15 protein-coding genes are annotated in these 19,063 nt (G+C 67.4%); 11 read left to right on the forward strand and 4 right to left on the reverse strand.

Annotated elements, in window-relative coordinates; genetic code table 11:
• The first annotated feature begins 71 nt into the window (after positions 1-71).
• The 6 genes from NM962_15180 to NM962_15205 all read left to right on the forward strand — a co-directional run bounded on the left by NM962_15180 (position 72) and on the right by NM962_15205 (position 6,822).
• Positions 72-635, forward strand: a complete 564-nt coding sequence (locus NM962_15180; GenBank protein UVO11317.1) for an alpha/beta hydrolase — start codon at positions 72-74, stop codon at positions 633-635.
• A gap of 91 nt (positions 636-726) precedes the next feature.
• Entirely contained in the window at positions 727-2,469 is a 1,743-nt protein-coding gene (locus NM962_15185; protein UVO11318.1) for an AMP-binding protein, read from the forward strand.
• A gap of 64 nt (positions 2,470-2,533) precedes the next feature.
• Positions 2,534-3,898 carry a glutamine synthetase family protein gene (locus NM962_15190; protein ID UVO11319.1) on the forward strand — a complete coding sequence of 455 codons (1,365 nt, stop codon included), beginning with the start codon at positions 2,534-2,536 and terminating at the stop codon, positions 3,896-3,898.
• A 70-nt stretch (positions 3,899-3,968) separates the two neighbouring features.
• Positions 3,969-4,688, forward strand: coding sequence for a gamma-glutamyl-gamma-aminobutyrate hydrolase family protein (locus NM962_15195; protein ID UVO14754.1), 720 nt, complete (start codon positions 3,969-3,971; stop codon positions 4,686-4,688).
• Complete coding sequence (locus NM962_15200) at positions 4,685-6,049, forward strand: aldehyde dehydrogenase family protein (GenBank protein ID UVO11320.1); 1,365 nt, start codon at positions 4,685-4,687, stop codon at positions 6,047-6,049. The genes NM962_15195 and NM962_15200 overlap by 4 nt, the downstream gene beginning before the upstream one ends.
• A complete protein-coding gene (locus tag NM962_15205; protein UVO11321.1) occupies positions 6,046-6,822 on the forward strand; it encodes a 3-oxoacyl-ACP reductase in 777 nt (258 codons plus the stop codon). Before NM962_15200 ends, NM962_15205 begins: the two co-directional genes overlap by 4 nt.
• An 18-nt stretch (positions 6,823-6,840) precedes the next feature.
• On the opposite strand, the gene NM962_15210 is transcribed toward NM962_15205, so the two are convergent.
• The gene (locus NM962_15210; protein ID UVO11322.1) at positions 6,841-8,205 is read right to left on the reverse strand and encodes an HNH endonuclease; all 1,365 of its coding nucleotides are present in this window, start codon (positions 8,203-8,205) and stop codon (positions 6,841-6,843) included.
• A 91-nt stretch (positions 8,206-8,296) separates the two neighbouring features.
• On the reverse strand, positions 8,297-8,797 hold the full coding sequence (locus tag NM962_15215) for a transcriptional regulator (protein UVO11323.1): 501 nt from the start codon (positions 8,795-8,797) through the stop codon (positions 8,297-8,299).
• 67 nt (positions 8,798-8,864) lie between these two features.
• Here NM962_15215 and NM962_15220 point away from each other — a divergent pair, with 67 nt between their 5' ends.
• Complete coding sequence (locus NM962_15220; GenBank protein ID UVO11324.1) at positions 8,865-9,839, forward strand: zinc-binding alcohol dehydrogenase family protein; 975 nt, start codon at positions 8,865-8,867, stop codon at positions 9,837-9,839.
• 15 nt (positions 9,840-9,854) lie between these two features.
• Here the strand turns inward: NM962_15220 and NM962_15225 are convergent, their stop codons facing one another.
• Complete coding sequence (locus tag NM962_15225) at positions 9,855-11,651, reverse strand: acyl-CoA dehydrogenase (GenBank protein UVO11325.1); 1,797 nt, start codon at positions 11,649-11,651, stop codon at positions 9,855-9,857.
• 11 nt (positions 11,652-11,662) lie between these two features.
• The gene (mtr, locus tag NM962_15230) at positions 11,663-13,042 is read right to left on the reverse strand and encodes a mycothione reductase (GenBank protein ID UVO11326.1); all 1,380 of its coding nucleotides are present in this window, start codon (positions 13,040-13,042) and stop codon (positions 11,663-11,665) included.
• 63 nt (positions 13,043-13,105) lie between these two features.
• Here mtr and mqo point away from each other — a divergent pair, with 63 nt between their 5' ends.
• The 4 genes from mqo (at position 13,106) to NM962_15250 (ending at position 19,060) form a co-directional block, all read left to right on the forward strand.
• Positions 13,106-14,551, forward strand: a complete 1,446-nt coding sequence (gene mqo / locus NM962_15235) for a malate dehydrogenase (quinone) (protein UVO14755.1) — start codon at positions 13,106-13,108, stop codon at positions 14,549-14,551.
• Positions 14,552-14,682: 131 nt separating this feature from the next.
• Entirely contained in the window at positions 14,683-15,900 is a 1,218-nt protein-coding gene (gene cobA, locus NM962_15240; GenBank protein ID UVO11327.1) for a uroporphyrinogen-III C-methyltransferase, read from the forward strand.
• 33 nt (positions 15,901-15,933) lie between these two features.
• The gene (locus NM962_15245) at positions 15,934-17,514 is read left to right on the forward strand and encodes an MFS transporter (protein ID UVO11328.1); all 1,581 of its coding nucleotides are present in this window, start codon (positions 15,934-15,936) and stop codon (positions 17,512-17,514) included.
• A gap of 136 nt (positions 17,515-17,650) precedes the next feature.
• Positions 17,651-19,060, forward strand: a complete 1,410-nt coding sequence (locus tag NM962_15250) for an MFS transporter (protein ID UVO14756.1) — start codon at positions 17,651-17,653, stop codon at positions 19,058-19,060.
• The last annotated feature ends 3 nt before the right edge of the window (positions 19,061-19,063 follow it).

A 19,063-nucleotide genomic window follows, 5' to 3' on the forward strand; every position in this document is an offset into this window, starting at 1 on the left:
GTTGCTGTTGAGCCGCTAAGGGGGCCGTCAAAATCGCCCCCTGCCGCCGCAGGGACTGTAGCGTGGCGCAGATGCCGGGCACGATGATGACCATCGACGGGTTCCCGATTCCGGTCGATGTGGCAGGCCCCCAGAACGGGCCGGTCGTGGTCGTGCTCGCCGCGGCCCAGCATCCCCTCACCGCGTACGACGCGGTATGCCAGCGACTGCACACCGCCTCGCTGCGCACCATCGTGATCGGCGCAGACCCGCGTCTGACACCCAAGTCAGTGATCGGCATCCTCGATTCGCTGGGCGTGCAGTGCGGCGTGCTGGTGGGCGATCGGACCGGTGCCGACAACGCCTGGGAACTTGCCGCGACGCGCCCGGACCGCTTCACCGGGCTGGTGGCGCTCGACCGGGGACATCCCCGCGCGCCGGATCTGAGCGGCGCGATTCGCGACGAGCGCTGCCCTCCGGTGGAGATCAACACCACCGTGCTGGTCAGTTCCCGAGCCACGGCGTCGGTTGCCAACGCCAGCCAACGGTTCGTCTACGGCGAACACCGATTGGTGATGCTGCCCGGGCGGCGCAGTGCGAGTGAGTTCACCGCACAGTTCGCCATGGAGATCGTGTTGCGCGCCAGTACCTGGTAATACGTAGCGGGGGAGAGTAGGTTCCGGCGTAGCCGGCGATCGGGGGCGCGTCGGCTGAAGATAATGAAATACGTATCTGGGGGGATACAGCATGCGGTCATGGGGGCAATCAATACCGGCGTTGCTGCGTGAACGAGCAGAGCAGTGGCCTGATCGGCCGGCGTTCACCTACATCGACTACGAGGTGGAGCCGACGGGGTACGCCGAGACCCTGACGTGGGCGCAAATTCTGGGGCGGACCGAGGCGGTCGCAGCGGAGGTGGCGGCAGTCGCCACGCCAGGCGACCGCATTGCGTTGCTCGCGCCGCAAGGCCTGGAGTACATCGCCGGATTCTTCGGTGCGATGGAAGCCGGTTGCATCGTGGTGCCGTTGCCGGTACCGGCCTTCGGCAGCCACGACGATCGAGTCACCGCGGCGCTCAAGGACTGCGCACCGGCCGCGGTGCTCACCACATCGGCAGTCGCCGGTGACATCCACGGGTGCGTCGGCGCGGTCGGGGGTAGTGCACCCGAGATCATCGAGGTGGATCTGATCGATCTCGACGCCTCCGTGTCCTGGCAAGGAACCGGGGTGCTACCGACGAAAACGGCGTTGCTGCAATACACGTCCGGTTCGACCGGCTCGCCGAGGGGCGTCGTGGTCTCGCATCGCAACGTTTTCGCCAACATGGAGCAGGTGATGGCGGACTACTTCGGCGAGGACGGGGGAGCGCCGCCGCCGGACGCCACGCTGGTGTCCTGGCTGCCCTTCTACCACGACATGGGCCTGCTGCTGGGCGTGATGGGGGCCGTCTTGCTGGGCCGCCACTCGGTGGTGATGAGCCCGATCGCGTTCCTGCAGAAGCCGTCCCGATGGATCCAGCAGCTGGCCATCAACTCCTGCGCGGTCACCGCCGGGCCTAACTTCGCGTTCGAGCTGGCCGCGCGCCGGACCACCGATGAGGATATGGCCGGCCTCGACTTGAGCAGAGTGCACACCATCTTGAGCGGCAGCGAGCGCATCCACGCAGCGACGATCCGCCGTTTCAACGACCGATTCGCCCGCTTCGGCCTGCCCGCCAACGCGTTGTCACCGTCCTACGGGCTGGCAGAGGCAATGGTCTACGTCGCCTCGGCGCCCCGCGCGAACCGTCCGGTGACGATTCGGCTCGACTACGAGAACCTGGTCGGCGGCACCGCACAGGTGGGTCCGGGCGGGGCGGAGCTGGTCAGCATCGGCGCCCCGCGGGCGTGCACGGTGCGGATTGTCGACCCCGAGACCCACACCGAGAGCCCAGACGGAGGCGTCGGTGAGATCTGGGTGCACGGGCCCAACGTCGCCAGCGGCTACTGGCACAACGCGGAGGCCACCGAGCGCACATTCGGCGGGCACCTCGAATCCCCGTCAGTCGGCACACCGGTGGGTCCGTGGTTGCGCACCGGAGACCTCGGCGTCATCTACGAGGGCGAGATGCTGGTGGTCGGGCGCATCAAAGACCTTTTGATCGTCGACGGCCGAAATCACTACCCCGACGACATCGAGGCCACCGTTCAGGAGCTCACCGGCGGCCGCGTCGCCGCGGTGCCGGTCAGTGGTGAGGGCGGTGAGCAGCTGGTGGTCATCGCCGAGCTCAAGAACCGGGGCAACACCGTCGAAGAGCAATTGGCACGGATAGCGGTCCTGAAAAAAGATGTGGCAGCATCGGTTTCCCGCTCCCACGGGGTCCGAGTCGCCGACCTCGTGCTGGTCGCTCCCGGATCGCTGCCGATCACCACCAGTGGCAAGATCCGCCGCTCGACATGCGCCGACTGCTATCGCACGGCCCAATTTCGTCGGCTGGAGCCCGTCGACTGACCGCGGGCGGGTAGCCTGACAGCACTCAAATGTCAGGGAAGACCGTCGTCGGCGAAGGAGCACAATGACCTGGCCCGCGATGCTCTCCCAGACCGAGCTGCAACAACTGGTCGCCTCCGGCGAGATCGACACCGTCGTGGTGGCATTCGCCGACATGCAGGGCCGGTTGGTCGGTAAGAGGGTGGCCGCTGAGCACTTTCTTGCCGAGGTCGCCGGACACGGCGTGGAGGCCTGCAGCTACCTGCTGGCCGTTGACGTGGAGATGAACACCGTCTCCGGCTACTCCATTGCCGACTGGGGAACCGGCTACGGCGACCTGGTGCTTAAACCGGACTTCACGACGCTGCGGCGCATTCCGTGGCTGCCCGGCACCGCCCACGTGCTGGCCGACGCACACTGGCCGGACGGCGGCCCGGTCGCGGTGGCACCCCGTCAGATTCTGGCCGCCCAAATTGCCCGACTGACCGAGCGCGGGCTGGTTGCCTACGCCGCAACGGAACTGGAATTCCTGGTCTTCGAGGACAGCTACCGGCAGGCATGGGCCGGCGGATATCGCGGAATGACACCGGGAACGGACTACAACGCCGACTACGGTCTGGTCGCCGGCACTCGGCTGGAGCCGCTGCTGCGCGACATCCGGCTGGGGATGACCGGCGCGGGCCTGCGCTGCGAGGGTGTCAAAGGAGAGTGCAACACCGGCCAGCAGGAGATCACCTTCCGCTATGAAGAGGCGCTGACCACCTGCGACAACCACAGCGTCTACAAGAGTGGCGCCAAGGAGATCGCCGACCAGCACGGCAAGAGCCTGACGTTCATGGCGAAGTTCGACCAACGGGAAGGCAACAGCTGCCACGTGCACCTGTCGCTACGCAGTACCGAAGGGTCTGCGGTGTTCGCCGATCCGGCCGCCCCGCACGGTATGTCGGCGTTGTTCCGCGCCTTCCTGGCCGGGGTGCTGGCCACGCTTCCCGAGCTGACTCTGTGCTACGCGCCGAATATCAACTCCTACAAGCGATTCGTCGGGGGCAGCTTCGCGCCCACGGCGATTGCGTGGGGCCTGGACAATCGCACCTGTGCGTTGCGAGTTCTCGGTCGTGGCGACTCGATGCGGGTGGAGTGCCGGGTGCCCGGCGGCGATGTGAACCCTTACCTGGCGGTGGCGGCGCTGATCGCGGCGGGGCTGCACGGCATCGACAACGATCTTTCGCTGCCCGAGCCGGTCGACGGTGACGCCTACCGGGCCGGGCTGCCGCACCTGCCCACGACGCTGGGCGGAGCCATGGAGCTGTTCGCTGAATCGACGGTGGCGCGCAAGGCGTTCGGAGACGAGGTAGTGCAGCATTACCTGCACAGCGCCCGGGTCGAGTTGGACGCATTCAACACCGCGGTGACCGATTGGGAGAGGGTTCGGGGTTTTGAACGCTTCTGAACCCGGCGGTTCAGCGAGGCTCGACGCAGGAGAGGCGAAGCTGGGACCGCCGCATCAACCCGGCGGTTCAGTGGTCGGGCTGACGACCTATCTGGACCGAGCGAAGTTCGGGGTCTGGGATGCGCGCGCGGGCCTACTGCCCGCCCAATACATCCAGGGCATCACCGCCGCCGGCGGAATCGCGGTACTGCTGCCGCCACAGCCGGTGACGCCCGAGATCGCGGCGCGCGTGCTCGATGGTGTCAGCGCGCTGGTGATCACCGGCGGGCGCGACCTCGACCCCTCCGGGTACGGCCAGACGCCGCACGACGAGACCGATCGTCCCGACACCACCCGGGACGCATGGGAATTCGCCCTGCTAGCCGAGGCGATGCGGCGCGGCATGCCGGTGCTCGGGATCTGCCGTGGCGCCCAAGTGCTCAACGTGGCGCTCGGCGGGACGCTGCACCAGCACCTGCCCGACGTCATCGGTAACACCGGCCACCGGGCGGGCAACGGCGTCTTCACCCCGATGCCGGTGCGCACCGTGGCCGGCACCCGGGCGGCCGAGCTTCTCGGCGAGAGCTGCCAGGTGCAGTGCTACCACCATCAGGCGATCGCTGAGGTGGGTGCGAAACTTGTGGTCAGTGCGCGCGATGACGACGGGGTCATCGAAGCGATCGAGCTTCCCGGGGAGGACTTCGTGTTCGCGGTTCAGTGGCATCCCGAGGAATCCCCGGACGATCTGCGGCTGTTCGCCGCGATCGTGGCCGAAGCGGGCAAGTACGCGGCGGCACGGGTGAGCGAATGAGTACCGAACTGATCAACCCGGCTACCGGAGCGGTCTTCGCTACCGTCGACCACGTCGAAGCCGCCGCCGTCGACGACGCGGTGCGCCGGGCGCAGGCCGCCCAGAAACGGTGGGCAAAACGCGCCCCGGCCGAGCGGGCCGCCGCACTGCGGGACTTCGCCGCGATTGTCGGCACCCACATCGACGAGCTGGCCGCGCTCGAGGTCACCAACTCCGGGCATCCGGTGTCGGCGGCCGAATGGGAAGCCGGGCATGTCCGCGACGTGCTGCAGTTCTATGCCGCCAGCCCGGAACGGCTGTCCGGCAAGCAGATACCGGTCGCCGGCGGGCTCGACGTCACCTTCCACGAGCCGCTCGGCGTCGTCGGGATCATCACCCCGTGGAACTTCCCGATGCCGATCGCCGCGTGGGGTTTCGCGCCGGCGCTGGCCGCCGGAAACGCGGTGTTGATCAAGCCCGCCGAATGGACGCCGCTGACCACGCTGCGCTTGGCCGAACTGGCCGCCGAGTCGGGCTTGGACAGCGACCTCTTTCAGGTGCTGCCCGGACGCGGCGCGGAGGTGGGGGAGCGCCTGGTCACCCACCCGGACGTGGCCAAGATCGTCTTCACCGGTTCCACCGCCACCGGTACCCGGGTGCTGCAGGCCGGGGCGGCCGGGGTCAAACGGGTCACTCTGGAACTCGGCGGCAAGAGCGCCAATATCGTGTTCGCCGACTGCGACCTGGAACAGGCAGCCGCGACGGCGCCCTATGGCGTGTTCGACAACGCCGGACAGGACTGCTGCGCACGTAGCCGGATCCTGGTGCAGCGCAGCGTCTACGACCGCTTCATGGAGTTGTTGGAACCCGCGGTGGCCGGGGTCGTCGTCGGCGACCCGACGTCCCGCGACACCGAGATGGGCCCGCTGGTGTCGCGCCCGCACTGGGAAAAGGTGGCCTCCTACGTACCCGACGACGCGCCGGTCGCTTTCCGCGGTCAGGCGCCCACCGGCCCCGGTTTCTGGTTCCCGCCCACGGTCCTGACTCCCGCGGCCACCGACCGATGCGTCACCGAGGAGATCTTCGGCCCGGTGGTGACGGTGCTGCCGTTCGACGACGAGGCCGACGCCATCGCCATGGCCAACGACACCGTCTACGGGTTGTCGGGCTCGATCTGGACCGACGACCTGTCCCGGGCGCTGCGCGTCTCGCGGGCGGTGGAAGCGGGGAACCTGTCGGTGAACTCGCACTCCTCAGTGCGTTTCACCACTCCGTTCGGAGGTTTCAAACAGTCGGGGTTGGGCCGGGAGCTGGGCGCGGATGCCCCGCTGGCGTTCACCGAGACCAAAAACGTATTCATCGCAGTGAAGGAGACGCAGTGACCGACCTGACCCAACGCCTGGCCGGACGGGTGGCCGTGGTGACCGGCGCCGGTGGCGGAATCGGCTTGGCATCCGCGCGGCGGATGCGCGCCGAGGGCGCCCAGATCGTGGTCGGTGACCTCGACCAGGCGGCGGGCGCTGCGGTCGCCGATGAGCTCGACGGCCTGTTCGTTCAGGTCGACGTCTCCGATCAGGACCAGGTTGACGCACTGTTCGACACGGCGGCCCAGACCTTCGGCTCCGTGGACATCGCCTTCAACAACGCCGGCATCTCGCCGCCCGACGATGACCTGATCGAAACCACCGAACTGCCTGCTTGGCAACGGGTTCAGGATGTCAATCTGAAGTCGGTGTACCTGTGCTGCCGGGCGGCGCTGCGGCACATGGCGCCTGCAGGCCGGGGCTCGATCATCAACACCGCATCGTTCGTGGCAGTGATGGGTTCGGCCACCTCCCAGATCTCTTACACCGCCTCCAAGGGCGGCGTGCTGGCCATGTCTCGTGAGCTCGGGGTGCAGTATGCCCGGCAGGGCATCCGGGTCAACGCGCTGTGCCCCGGGCCGGTGAATACCCCGCTGCTGCAAGAGTTGTTCGCCGCCGACCCGGAGCGCGCCGCGCGCCGGTTGGTGCACGTGCCGGTGGGCCGGTTCGCCGAGCCGGAGGAGATCGCTGCTGCGGTCGCCTTCCTAGCGAGTGATGACGCCTCGTTCATCACCGGCTCGACGTTCCTGGTGGACGGCGGGATCAGCTCGGCGTACGTCACGCCGCTGTAGGCGTCCGCACGGGCCGGACTAAGGCCCGTCGTCGTCTTCGTTGTCCCCCAGCAGCCTCTCTGGGTGGTGGTAGTGGTTGGTGCGGGGCTGTCCCCGGTCTAGGTGGGGTGGGGGCAGGGTTTGGGTGGTGCCGTCGTGGCGTTTGCGGGTTTTCCAACCGCCTGAGGTGATGAGTTGGTGGTGGGGGCCGCAGCGCAGGGTCAGGTCGATGATGTCGGTGCGCTTGGTTTTGGCGTAGTCGTTGTCGTGATGGACTTCGCAGTGGTAGCCGGATACGGGGCAGTTGGGGTGGGAGCAGCCGCGTTCTTTGGCGTAGAGCACGATCCGTTGTCCGGGTGAGGCCAGGCGTTTGGTGTGGAATAAGGCCAACTCTTTGGCGCCGTCGTAGATGCGCAGGTAGTGGTGGGCATGGCTGGCCATCGCGATCACGTCGCGGATGGGTAGCCAGGTGCCGCCGCCGGTGTGGGCTTTGCCGGTGCCGTTCTCCAGTTCGGCCAGGGTTGTCGAGACGATGATGGTGGCCGGTAAGCCGTTGTGCTGGCCGAGGTTTCCCGAGGCCAGTAGGGCGCGGCCCATGGCGGTCAGGGCATCGTGATTGCGTTGCGCGGCGCTGCGGGTATCGGTGTCGATCTGGGTTTGTGACGGGGTGCCGGCGGTGCACGGGGTGTCGTCGTTGGGGTTGCACATCCCCGGCGCGGCCCAGCGAGCCAGTACGGCATCCCAGGTGGCGCGTGCTTGCGGGTCGAGGTAGCCCTTGATTGGGGTCATACCGTCACGGTCTTGGGGACCGAGCACGATCCGGCGGCGTTTGGCGCGCTGTTCGTCAGTGTAGTTGCCGTCGGGGTGCAGATAGTCGGCGAGGCGTTGGGCGAGCTTGGCCAGTTCATCGGGACGACACTGAGTGGCCAGGCCCGACAGCTGCTGTTCGGCTTGGGTCAGTGTGCCCGCGTCGATATCGGCGGGCAGGTAGGCGAAGAAGGAGCGGATCACCGCAATATGCGCAGCCCCGATCTGCCCGTTGCGTTGGGCGGCGGCCACGTCGGGCAGCACGGGTTCCAAGGGTTCGCCGGTCATGGCCCGGCGGGGTCCCAGCTCGGCGGCATCGGTGATGCGGCGACCGGCGTCACCGCGGGTGATGTGGAGTTCGTCGGCCAGTACCCAGCGGGCTTTGCCCCCGACCTCGACGGGATCGGCGGCGGCCACCTGGTTGACCAACGGATGCTCCACCGCCGGGAGTCGGCGTCGCAGCGTCTCGCAGCGGCGTAACAAGGCCAGGCATTCCCGCGCGGTCAACGCCTCGAAGTCCAATTCCAGCGCTCGATCCAGCTCAGCCGACAGCGCGTCGAAGACCTCGACGACCGCTTCCCGACTATTCGAACGCATGTGCTAATTCTAGCCGCGGGGTCCGACAGGCGGCAGAACTCATCCACAACCAAAACCACAGTGAAACAAGTGAATACAGTGGCCCGATCGACTACGGCGCCAGCCGCACGCCCACCCGCTCGGTCGCCAATAGATCGCCAAGGATCTTCGCCGCCGTCGCCAACTCAGCATGGGTGTAGCGGGACAGAAAATCGCGCATACCGAGGTTCATCTCCTCGTGCAGGTGGCGGTGGGCGCGTGAGACGATGCGGCCGTCCGCGGTGAGGCGCAGCGAGATCTCCTTGCGGTTGCCCGGTACGGGCAGGCGTTCGACCAGGCCGGCCGCCACCAGCCGCTGGACATGCTTGGATGCGGTGCCCTTGAGCTGGCCCGAGTCAGCGGCCAGCGTGACGAGGTTGACCGGATCGTCGCCGATGCGATCGAGCAGGTGCATGCTCAGGGTGGGCAGTTCGCGGACCACTGCCTCCAGCCGGCGAGGGCAGTGCTGCGCTATGAAGTCGCGCTCGGCGTCGCCGTCGGAGTCGTCGAACTTGTCGCCCACCGCCTGGACCAGGTCGCCGATCCGGGCGATCACGTCCGATTTGGTTTTCACCGAAACCATATTGCCATGGCGTCCGCCATCCAGTTATGGTTTCCATAGAAACTATAAGGAGGCGTCGATGAAGGCAGCAGTGATCGAGGTGTTGGGGCGGGTGCCGGTCTACGCCGAATTCCCGGAGCCCGAAGCGCGTGACGATGAGGTGGTCGCGACGGTGGAGGCGGCGGCACTGACCAACCTCACCCGCGGGCTGGTGGCCGGGACGCACTATGGCAGTTCGGGTCTGACACTGCCCGCCGTGGCCGGAGTGGACGGGGTGGCCCGCCTCGCCGACGGCCGCCGGGTCTACAGCACCGCCGTCGCCCCCTACGGCTTGATGGCCGAACGCACCCTGATCGCCCCAGGTCGGATGGTCGAGCTGCCCGACGGCATCGATCCGGTACTCGCCGCGGCCGCACCCAATCCCGGTCTGTCGGCGTGGGTGTCGCTACAGCACGCCGCACAGGTCCGCCCCGAGCATCACGTATTGGTACTGGGCGCGACCGGCGTCACCGGGTCACTGGCGGTCCAGTTGGCCAAGGCCGAGTTCGGGGTCGAACGCGTGGTCGCCGTCGGACGCAACGCCGACCGGCTCGACTGGCTCCGCGGTGTCGGCGCCGACGAGGTGATCCGGCTCGGCCACGACGACTTGGCCGCTCGGGTTGCCGCGGCACACCAGAATCGGCCGTTCGACGCGGTCATCGACTACCTGTGGGGGGAGCCGGCCGAGCAGGTGCTGGCTGCCCTGGGCAATCAGGGCCTGGGCGCAGTCGCCCACGCGACGCAATTCATCCAGGTCGGCACGATGGCCGGCCCCACCATCACCCTCGCCGGTGGAATTCTGCGCAGCGCCGCGGTGACGCTGCGCGGGATCGGCTTCGGCAGCGTGCCGATGGAGGTGCTGCGGCAGGCCAATCAGGAGTTTTTGCCTCGACTGTTCGCCATGCTCGCTGACGGCCACGTGCAGCTCGCAACCCAACACCATCCTTTGGCGGATGTCGAGAAGGTTTGGACTCAGCGGGAGCCGTCGGGCACCCGGGTGGTCTTCACGCCCTAAAGCCGCGGCCCGGTGTCAGAACCACTCCGCCCGCATCTCCAAGGTCGTGCGGTCCAGGCTCTCCAACAGGTCGAGCTGCGGACCAGTCTTGGGCAGCTCGTAGCGGAAGAAGTAGCGGGCCGCCTGGCGTTTGCCGTCGAAGAAGTCCCCAGTGCGCCCTTCGGCGGCCAACAACTGCTCCAGCCAGATCCAGGCGATCACCACATGGCCGAAGGCCTCCAGGTAGATCGCGCTGTTGGCCAGGGCGGCATCGATATCACCGGCGGCGAACATACCGGCGGTGACCGCCACCAACCGCTGGACCACCGCGTCGAGTCGCGCGGCCATATCGGCCAGTTCGCCGCCGGCCCGGTGCGCGGCCGCAATGCTCTCGCTCATCGCGCCGTGCAGTGCGGCCAGGCTGGCCCCGTTGCGCTGCACCACCTTGCGGCCCAGCAGGTCCAGACTCTGGATGCCGTGGGTGCCCTCGTGGATCGGGTTGAGCCGGTTGTCCCGGTAGTGCTGTTCCACGTCGTACTCGCGGGTGTAGCCGTAGCCGCCGTGCACCTGGATCGCCAGGTCGTTGGCGGCCAGGCACCACTGCGACGGCCAGCTCTTGGCGATCGGGGTGAGGATGTCCAGCAGGGCGGTGGCGTGCTCGCGTTCGTCGTCGGATTCAGCGGTGTTCTGAACGTCGACGAGCCGCGCGCAGTACAGCGCCAACGCGAGCGCCCCCTCGACATAGGACTTCTGCGCCAGCAGCATCCGCTTGACATCCGCGTGCTCGATGATCGCAACCTGCGGCGCCGCAGGGTCTTTCGTCGTCGCCGGTCGGCCCTGCGGCCGGCCGCGAGCGTACTCCAGTGACTTCAGGTAGCCGGTGTAGCCGAGCGCGATCGCACCCATCCCCACGCCCAGACGAGCTTCGTTCATCATGTGGAACATGTAGTTCAAGCCGCGGTGTTCGTCGCCCACGAGATAGCCGATGGCGCCCGCTTCGCCGCCGGGCTGGTGGACGCCCTCCCCGAAGTTGAGCACGGTGTTGGTGATGCCGCGATAGCCCATCTTGTGGTTGAGCCCGGCCAGGACGACGTCGTTGCGCTCGCCCAGGGTGCCGTCGGGACTCACCAGGTACTTCGGCACGATGAACAGCGAGATCCCTTTGGTGCCGGCCGGCCCGCCGGGGATCTTGGCCAGCACCAGATGGACGATGTTCTCGGTCAGGTCGTGTTCGCCGCCGGAGATCCACATCTTCGAACCGAACAGCCGGAAGGTGCCGTCGGCGCGCGGTTCGGCGCGGGTGGTGATGTCGGCCAGCGATGATCCGGCCTGGGTCTCCGACAGACACATCGTTCCGAAGAAACGGCCCGCGAGCATGGGTTTGACGAAGGCGGCGATCTGTTCGTCGCTGCCGAACTTGGCGAGCAGGTTCGCATTGGCCATGGTCAGCATCGGGTAGCCGGCGGTGCTGACGTTGGCGGCGAATAGCCAGGCGAAGCCGGCCTGTGCCACCGTTGCCGGCAATTGCGCACCACCGAGGTCATAGTCCATGGCCATGCCGATCAGCTCGGCGTCGGCGCAGGCCGCCAGTGCCTCCTTGACCTCGCCGATGATGGTGACTTTCGTCCCGTCGAAGGTGGGTTCGTGAGCGTCGCTTTTCTTGTTGTGAGGGGCGAAATAGCGGGTCGCCAGCTGTTCGCAGAGATCCAGAGTGTCGGAGAAGGTCTCCCGGGAGTGCTCGGAGAACCGGTCCCGTCCGGTCAGTTCCTCGACGTGCAGCCAGTCGAACAGCAGGAAATCGAGGTCTTGCCGAGACAGCAGGGTGGACTTCATCTCCGAACCTTTCACTCCAGCCCAAGCAGCGCGTTCTCAACGACCTCGGGCAGCGCCGGGTGGATCCAGTATTGACCGCGAGCCATCTCCGGCGCCGTGAGACCGAAACTCATCGCCTGGATCAGCGGCTGGATGATCGACGACGCCTGATAGCCCATGATGTGCGCGCCGAGCAGCCGTCCGGTGCCGCGTTCGGCGATGAGCTTGGCGAATCCGGTGCTGTCCTCCATAGCCCAGCCGTAGGCGACGTCACCGTAATCCTGAATCTTCACCGAGATGTCGAGACCCTTTGCCAGTGCCTGTGTTTCGGTCAATCCGACCGCAGCGATCTGCGGATCGGTGAAGACCGCGGCCGGTACGTAGCGGTGGTCGGTGATCCGCATCGAGTCCACGTCGTCCCAGTCGCACAGCAGGTTGTGTTGCACCACCCTGGCCTCGTGGTTGGCGACATGCTTGAGCTCATAGGGCGAGGACACGTCGCCGAGCGCGAAAACGCCGCGCGCCGAGGTTCGTTGGTATTTGTCGACGCTTACCCGCCCGCCGGCGATGGTGACACCGGCCTGCTCGGCATCCAGCAGGTCACCGTTGGGCACCCGCCCGGTTGCCACCAGCATCGCGTCGGCCCGCAGCACCGCGCCGTCGTCGAGCTCCACGACGACACCGTTCCCGTCGTTGCGCGCTGCGACTACGTTGCAGTGCGTGCGCAGCTCCCACTTGGCCGCGGCGATCCGGGTGAACCGTTCTGCAACGGTCTCGTCGCAGTGCCGCAGCAAAGTCGAACCGCGGATCACCACGGTGACGCGGACGCCCAAGGCAGAGAACACGTGGGCGAACTCGGCGGCGATGAAGCCGCCGCCCACGATCACCAGGTGCTCGGGCAACTCGGCGATCCGCATCACGTCGTCGCTGGTGTAGTAACGCGCCCCGCTGTCGGCGATGGCGGGCGGGATCGCCGAGCGCGACCCGGCGGCGATCACCACCTGCTCGGCGCTGAACTGTTCACCTCCCGCGGTGAGCAGCACGTAGCGGCCGTCGGAGCCGACCGGGCCGAATCGGGTGTGCTCGCCGTAGACGTCGACGTTCGGCAGGCTGCGGCGATACTGCTCACCGCCCGCGGCGATCGGGTCGATCCGCCCGAACACCCGTGAGACGATCTCGTCCCAGCGCACACCGTCGATGTGGGCATCAATGCCGTAGCACGACGCTTCGGTCACCGTCTTGGCTACCTCGGCGGCGTAGACGAACATCTTGGTCGGGATGCAGCCCACATTGAGGCAGGTGCCGCCGAAAGTGCCCTGTTCACAGATCGCCACCCGCTTGTTCGCGTAGCGCTCGTCGAGAATGCTGTTGCCCGAACCGGTTCCGATGATCGCCAGGTCGTAGCTCTCCATTGCGTCAGCCTAAACGGTGCGGCGGCTAATCTGAGGGGCGTGTCCCCATCGGTTCAGACCGAGATGACCGACGTAGCGCTGATCGGCGCGGGCATCATGAGCGCCACATTGGGGGCGATGCTGCGCCGGCTGGAACCGGATGCCGCGATCACCCTCGTCGAACGGTTGGATTCGGCCGCAGGCGAGAGCAGCGATCCGTGGAACAACGCCGGCACCGGCCACGCTGGGCTCTGCGAGCTGTTCTACACACCTCAGCGGCCCGACGGCTCGATCGACATCGCCAAAGCGGTGCGGGTCAACGAGCAGTTCCAGGTGACCCGGCAGTTCTGGGCCTATGCCGTCGAGAACGGTCTGCTGGAGGATCCGCGTGACTTCCTGCACCCGATCCCGCACGTGAGCTTCGTACACGGCGCCGACGGCGTGGACTACCTGCGACGGCGCCATCATGCGCTGGCCGACAACCCGTTGTTCGCCGGCACCGACTTCATCACCGACTTCGGCGAGTTCGTCGCGCGCCTGCCCGCGATGGCCGCCGGAAGAGACCCCAAGGTGCCGGTGGCCCTGGACTGGGCTCCGCACGGCACCGACGTCGACTTCGGCGCGCTGACGAGCCAGCTGATCGGATACGGGGTGCGCCACGGCACCGCGGTGAACTTCGGCCACGAGGTGCGGTCGCTGCGCCGGGAGTCCGACGCCAGCTGGACATTGGCTCTGGTCAACCGTCGCACCGGCGAAACCCGAAGGCTCAACGCCAAATTCGTCTTCATCGGAGCCGGGGGAGCGACCCTGGGCCTGCTGCAACGCGCGGGGATCCCCGAAGCGCGTGGCTTCGGCGGTTTCCCGATCGGCGGGGTGTTTCTGCGCAGCGGGGCCGCCGAACTCACCGCCGCACACCGCGCCAAGGTGTACGGCGCCCCGGTGCCAGGCGCGCCGTCGACGACCGCCCCGCACCTGGATGCCCGGATGGTCAACAGTGCGTCGTGGCTGCTGTTCGGACCGTTCGCCGGGTGGTCGCCGAAGTTTCTCAAGCACGGTCGGGCCACGGATCTGCCGAGATCGGTCCGCTTCGACAACATCAGGTCGCTGCTGGGCGCCGGGATCCGAGAGCGTGAACTGGTCGGGTACCTGCTCGGCCAACTGCGGCGAACCCACGGCACCCGGGTCGAGGCACTGCGGGAGTTCCTGCCGGACGCGGACCCCGCGGACTGGCACGAGATCCGGGCCGGCCAACGGGTGCAGGTGATTCGCGACGGGCAGCTCGATTTCAACACCACGATCGTCAGCGCCGGCGACGGCAGCATCGCGGGATTGCTCGGCGCCTCGCCGGGGGCCTCGACGGCGGTGCCGGCCATGCTGGAGGTGCTGGCGCGCTGTTTTGCCGGCAAGTTCGCCGACTGGCTGCCGACGCTCAAAGAGATGGTGCCCTCGCTGGGTACGCGCCTGTCCGAAGAGCCCGCGTTGTTCGAGCAGGTGTGGGAGTGGGGCAGCCGGCAGCTTCAGCTCAGCTGATCGACGCGGGGAGTAATGGTGGCGACCCGCAGCGCCCGGCTTCGCCGCGCTCGCGATCGCACGGGAGTTGAATGGTGGCGACCCGTTGCGCCCGGCTTCGCCGCGCTGACGGTCGCCACTAGAGTTATCGGGTGACCGAGAACCCCTACCTGGCCGGTTTACGGCTGGCCGGCCGCAAGGTTGTTGTCGTGGGCGCGGGAAGCGTCGCGCAGCGACGTCTTCCGCTGTTGGTGGACAGTGGCGCGCAGGTGCTGGTGATCGCACCCAGCGCCACCCCGGCGGTCGAAGCGCTGGGGGAGCGTAAGCCCGGCATCACGCTGGTCTCGCGCACCTACCGCGACGGGGACCTGGCCGATGCCTGGTACGCGATCGCGGCCACCAACGACCCGGAGGTCAACGCCGCCATCGTGGCTGAGGCCGACCGTCGCCAGATCTTCTGTGTGCGCGCAGATCTGGCCGTCGAGGGATCCGCGGTCACCCCGGCCACCTTCGGTTACTCCGGGCTGTCGGTGGGCGTGCTGGCCGGCGGTGAGCACAACCGGTCGGCGGCGATCCGCTCGGCGATCCGGGAGGCCCTGCAGAACGGCACCATCACCGTGGACGCAGCGGCGACCCCCGATGTGGTGCGCGGCGGTGTCGCACTGGTGGGTGGCGGACCGGGCGATCCGGAACTGATCACAGTGCGCGGCCGTCGCATGCTCTCGCACGCCGACGTCGTGGTGGCCGACCGGCTCGCGCCGCCCGAGCTGCTCGCCGAACTGCCCCCGACCGTCGAAGTGATCGATGCCGCCAAGATCCCCTACGGACGGGCGATGGCGCAGGACGCCATCAACGCGCTGATGATCGAACGCGCCAAGGCCGGCAAGTTCGTGGTGCGCCTCAAGGGCGGCGACCCATTCGTGTTCGCCCGCGGCTACGAAGAGGTGCTCGCCTGTGCCGACGCCGGGATTCCGGTGACGGTTGTGCCGGGTGTGACCAGTGCCATAGCGGTGCCGGCACTGGCCGGGGTGCCGGTCACCCACCGGGCCGTGAACCACGAGTTCGTGGTGGTCAGCGGGCATGTCGCGCCCGACGATCCCGAATCGTTAGTGAATTGGGACGCCTTGGCCGCAATGCGCGGAACCATCGTGTTGTTGATGGCCATCGAGCGCATCGAACAATTCAGTGCGGTCCTGCAAAAGGGCGGGCGACCTGCGGATACGCCGGTTCTGGTGGTGCAGCATGGCACCACGCCGGCCCAGCACACGCTGCGAGCAACGCTGGCCGACGCGCCCGAGAAAATCCGCGCGGAGGGCATTCGACCTCCCGCGATCGTGATTATCGGGGCCGTCGCCGGTTTTGGGGTTTAAACAGCTCTTAATATTACTGTAGGGTAGCCCGTTATGACTGCACTCGATGATGCAGGGCGGGCGAGCGCGCAGAGGTCCGAAGGTGGGGCCGGGGGGGTCCCCCGAGGGCGTGCCGGCTCGGATCTCGTGAGTTGGACCAGCAAGTATGTGTCGTCCTGGCTGCCTTCTCGTCGCTTCATCTACGCCGTGATCGCCATCGGTGGCATGCAGCTGCTGGCCACCATGGACAGCACTGTCGCGATCGTTGCGCTTCCTAAGATCCAGGACGACCTGGGGTTGTCCGACGCGGGTCGTGGCTGGGTGATCAGTGCCTACGTGCTGACCTTCGGCGGACTGATGCTGCTCGGCGGCCGACTCGGCGACACCATCGGCCGCAAGCGCACCTTCATCAGCGGGGTCGGGCTGTTCACCATCGCGTCTGTCTTGTGTGCCGTGGCCTGGGATGCCCCCACGCTGGTCATCGCGCGGCTCCTGCAGGGTGTCGGCTCGGCCATCGCCTCACCGACGGCGCTGGCGCTGATTGCCACCACCTTCCCCAAGGGGCCGGCCCGCAATGCCGCCACCGCGATATTCGGCGCGATGACCGCTGTCGGATCGGTGATGGGCCTGGTGGTCGGCGGCGCGCTGACCGAGGTGTCATGGCGGCTGGCGTTCGGGATCAACGTGCCGATTGGCCTGCTGATGATCTATCTGGCTCGGACCGCGCTGACTGAGACCAACCGGGAGCGGATGAAGCTGGATGCCGCCGGCGCGCTGCTGGCGACTCTGGGCTGCACGGCGGCGGTGTTCGCCTTCACGATTGGCCCGGAGAAGGGTTGGATCTCGGTCATCACCATCGGCTCCGCTGTGGTCGCAATCGTGGCGATGCTGGCGTTCGCCGTGGTGGAGCGCACCGCCGAGAATCCGGTGGTGCCGTTCAGCCTGTTCAAGGACCGCAACCGGTTGCTGACCTTCGCGGCGATCTTCCTCGCCGGCGGCGTGCTGTTCACCTTGACCGTGACCATCGGTCTGTACGTCCAGGATCTGATGGGCTACTCGGCCTTGCGTGCCGGCGTGGGATTTATCCCGTTCGTGATCGGGCTGGGAGTCGGACTGGGTCTGTCCTCCCAGCTGGTGCGCCGGTTCCCGCCCCGGGTGCTGGTGATCGCCGGTGGCATCGTGTTGTTGGGCGCGATGATCTACGGCTCGACGATCAACCGGAACCTTCCGTACTTCCCGAACTTCGTCACGTTGATCGTGCTCGGTGGGCTCGGGATCGGCGTGATCGTGGTGCCGCTGACCCTGTCGGCGATCGCCGGCGTGGGCTTCGACCAGATCGGCCCGACTTCGGCGATCGCATTGATGCTGCAGAACCTGGGCGGGCCGATCGTGCTGGCGGTCATTCAGGCCGTCATCACGTCGCGCACGCTGTACCTCGGCGGCACCAACATGCCGGTCAAGACCATGAACCCCGCGCAGATCGCCGCGTTGGATTCCGGCTACACCTACGGACTGCTGTGGATTGCCGCGGTGGCGGTCCTGGTCGGCGGGATCTCCCTGCTGATCGGTTACACGGCCAAGCAGGTCGCGCATGCCCAGGATGTGCAGGACGCCTTCGGCGCCGGCAACCTCTGACTTTGCCCGGACGTCGCGCTGACGGGGCCGTCGGTAGCTAAGCTCACCTGCTATGGCCGCGCCGGGGGAATCCCAGTCGGCCGGCCGCTCGTTGTCGTCCAACGTGCTCGGTATCGCCATCGTGGCGATCACCGGCATGCAACTGATGTCGACGCTGGACGGCACCATCGTCATAGTGGCGTTGCCGCGGATGCAGGCCGACCTTGATCTGTCCGACGCCGCCAAGAGCTGGGTCATCACCGCCTACGTACTGACCTTCGGCGGCCTGCTGCTACTCGGCGGCCGGGTGGGCGACGCCATCGGACAGAAGCGGGCGTTCGTCTCGGGGGTCGGGTTGTTCACTATCGCCTCACTGGTCTGCGGAGTGGCCACCGACTCCGCCACCTTGATCGTCGCCCGGGCGGTCCAGGGCATTGGGGCCGCGATTGCCGCACCGACCGGCCTGGCGCTCATCGCGACCACCTACGCGGCCGGTCAGGCCCGTAACCAAGCGATGGCGGTGTCGGCCGCCATGCAGGGCATCGGCTCGGTCATGGGCCTGGTGCTCGGTGGCGCCCTGACCGTCATCTCGTGGCGGCTGGCGTTTCTGATCAACATCCCGATCGGGATCGCCATCGTGGCCATCGCCGTGACACGGCTGACCGAGACCAACACCGAACGGCTCCGGCTCGACCTCACCGGGGCGCTGCTGGCCACCGGCGGGTGCACTGCGGCGGTGTTGGTGTTCACCCAGGGCCTGCCCCAGGGCTGGGTGAGCCCGTGGGTGATCGGCGCCGGGGTGGCGGCGGCGCTGTTCCTGCTGGCGTTCCTGCTCGTCGAACGCAACGCCGCCAACCCGCTGGTGCCGGCGGCGGTGTTCGACAACCCCAGCCGGGTCGCCACCTTCGTGGCGTACTTCATGGCCGGCGGGGTGATGCTCACGGTGAGCGTGATGATCGGGCTACTGGTTCAAGACGTGCTGGGCTACTCGGCCCTGCGCGCGGGGATCTGCTTCATCCCGTTTGCGGTGGCCATGGGTGTCGGCAACCTGGTGACCAGTTGGGCGGCCGCGCTGATCGCGCCGCGCTGGCTCATCATCGGGGCCGGGAGCCTGGTCTGGGGCGCCATGCTGTTCGGGTCGACGCTGGACCGGGGCGTGCCGTACGTCCCCGATCTGGTGATGCTGTTCGTGGTCGGTGGCTTCGGTATTGGCGTGATCTCGGTGGTGCTGCCGCTGTGCGCGGTCGCCGACGTCGGCCCACGCGAGATCGGTCCCGTGTCGGCGGTCACCTTGATGGTCTACAACTTGGGCGGCCCGGTGGTGCTGGTGATCATCCAGGCCGTGCAGACCTCCCGAACGCTGTACCTGGGCGGCACCACCGGCCCGGTGAAGAACATGACCGACAGCGAACTGGATGCGCTCGGCCACGGCTACACCTATTCGCTGCTGTGGGTTGCCGCGATTGCCGTGCTGGTGGGTGCGGCGGCACTGTTCATCAGGTTCTCGGCCGACCAGATCGCCCGGGCCCAGCACACCCGTGAGGCCGTGGAGGCCGGGCAGCTGTAGCCG

The organism is Mycobacterium sp. SVM_VP21 (assembly GCA_024758765.1).
Lineage (GTDB): Bacteria > Actinomycetota > Actinomycetes > Mycobacteriales > Mycobacteriaceae > Mycobacterium > Mycobacterium heraklionense_C.

What these genes read in the sequence shown, in the direction of transcription:
- NM962_15225 (UVO11325.1), bottom strand. Translation starts at nt 11,651, where the DNA reads ATGAAGTCCACCCTGCTGTCTCGGCAAGACCTCGATTTCCTGCTGTTC.
- NM962_15200 (UVO11320.1), top strand. Translation starts at nt 4,685, where the DNA reads ATGAGTACCGAACTGATCAACCCGGCTACCGGAGCGGTCTTCGCTACC.
- mqo (UVO14755.1), top strand. Translation starts at nt 13,106, where the DNA reads ATGACCGACGTAGCGCTGATCGGCGCGGGCATCATGAGCGCCACATTG.
- NM962_15210 (UVO11322.1), bottom strand. Translation starts at nt 8,205, where the DNA reads ATGCGTTCGAATAGTCGGGAAGCGGTCGTCGAGGTCTTCGACGCGCTG.
- NM962_15220 (UVO11324.1), top strand. Translation starts at nt 8,865, where the DNA reads ATGAAGGCAGCAGTGATCGAGGTGTTGGGGCGGGTGCCGGTCTACGCC.
- NM962_15180 (UVO11317.1), top strand. Translation starts at nt 72, where the DNA reads ATGCCGGGCACGATGATGACCATCGACGGGTTCCCGATTCCGGTCGAT.
- mtr (UVO11326.1), bottom strand. Translation starts at nt 13,042, where the DNA reads ATGGAGAGCTACGACCTGGCGATCATCGGAACCGGTTCGGGCAACAGC.
- NM962_15250 (UVO14756.1), top strand. Translation starts at nt 17,651, where the DNA reads ATGCAACTGATGTCGACGCTGGACGGCACCATCGTCATAGTGGCGTTG.
- NM962_15245 (UVO11328.1), top strand. Translation starts at nt 15,934, where the DNA reads ATGACTGCACTCGATGATGCAGGGCGGGCGAGCGCGCAGAGGTCCGAA.
- NM962_15185 (UVO11318.1), top strand. Translation starts at nt 727, where the DNA reads ATGCGGTCATGGGGGCAATCAATACCGGCGTTGCTGCGTGAACGAGCA.
- NM962_15190 (UVO11319.1), top strand. Translation starts at nt 2,534, where the DNA reads ATGACCTGGCCCGCGATGCTCTCCCAGACCGAGCTGCAACAACTGGTC.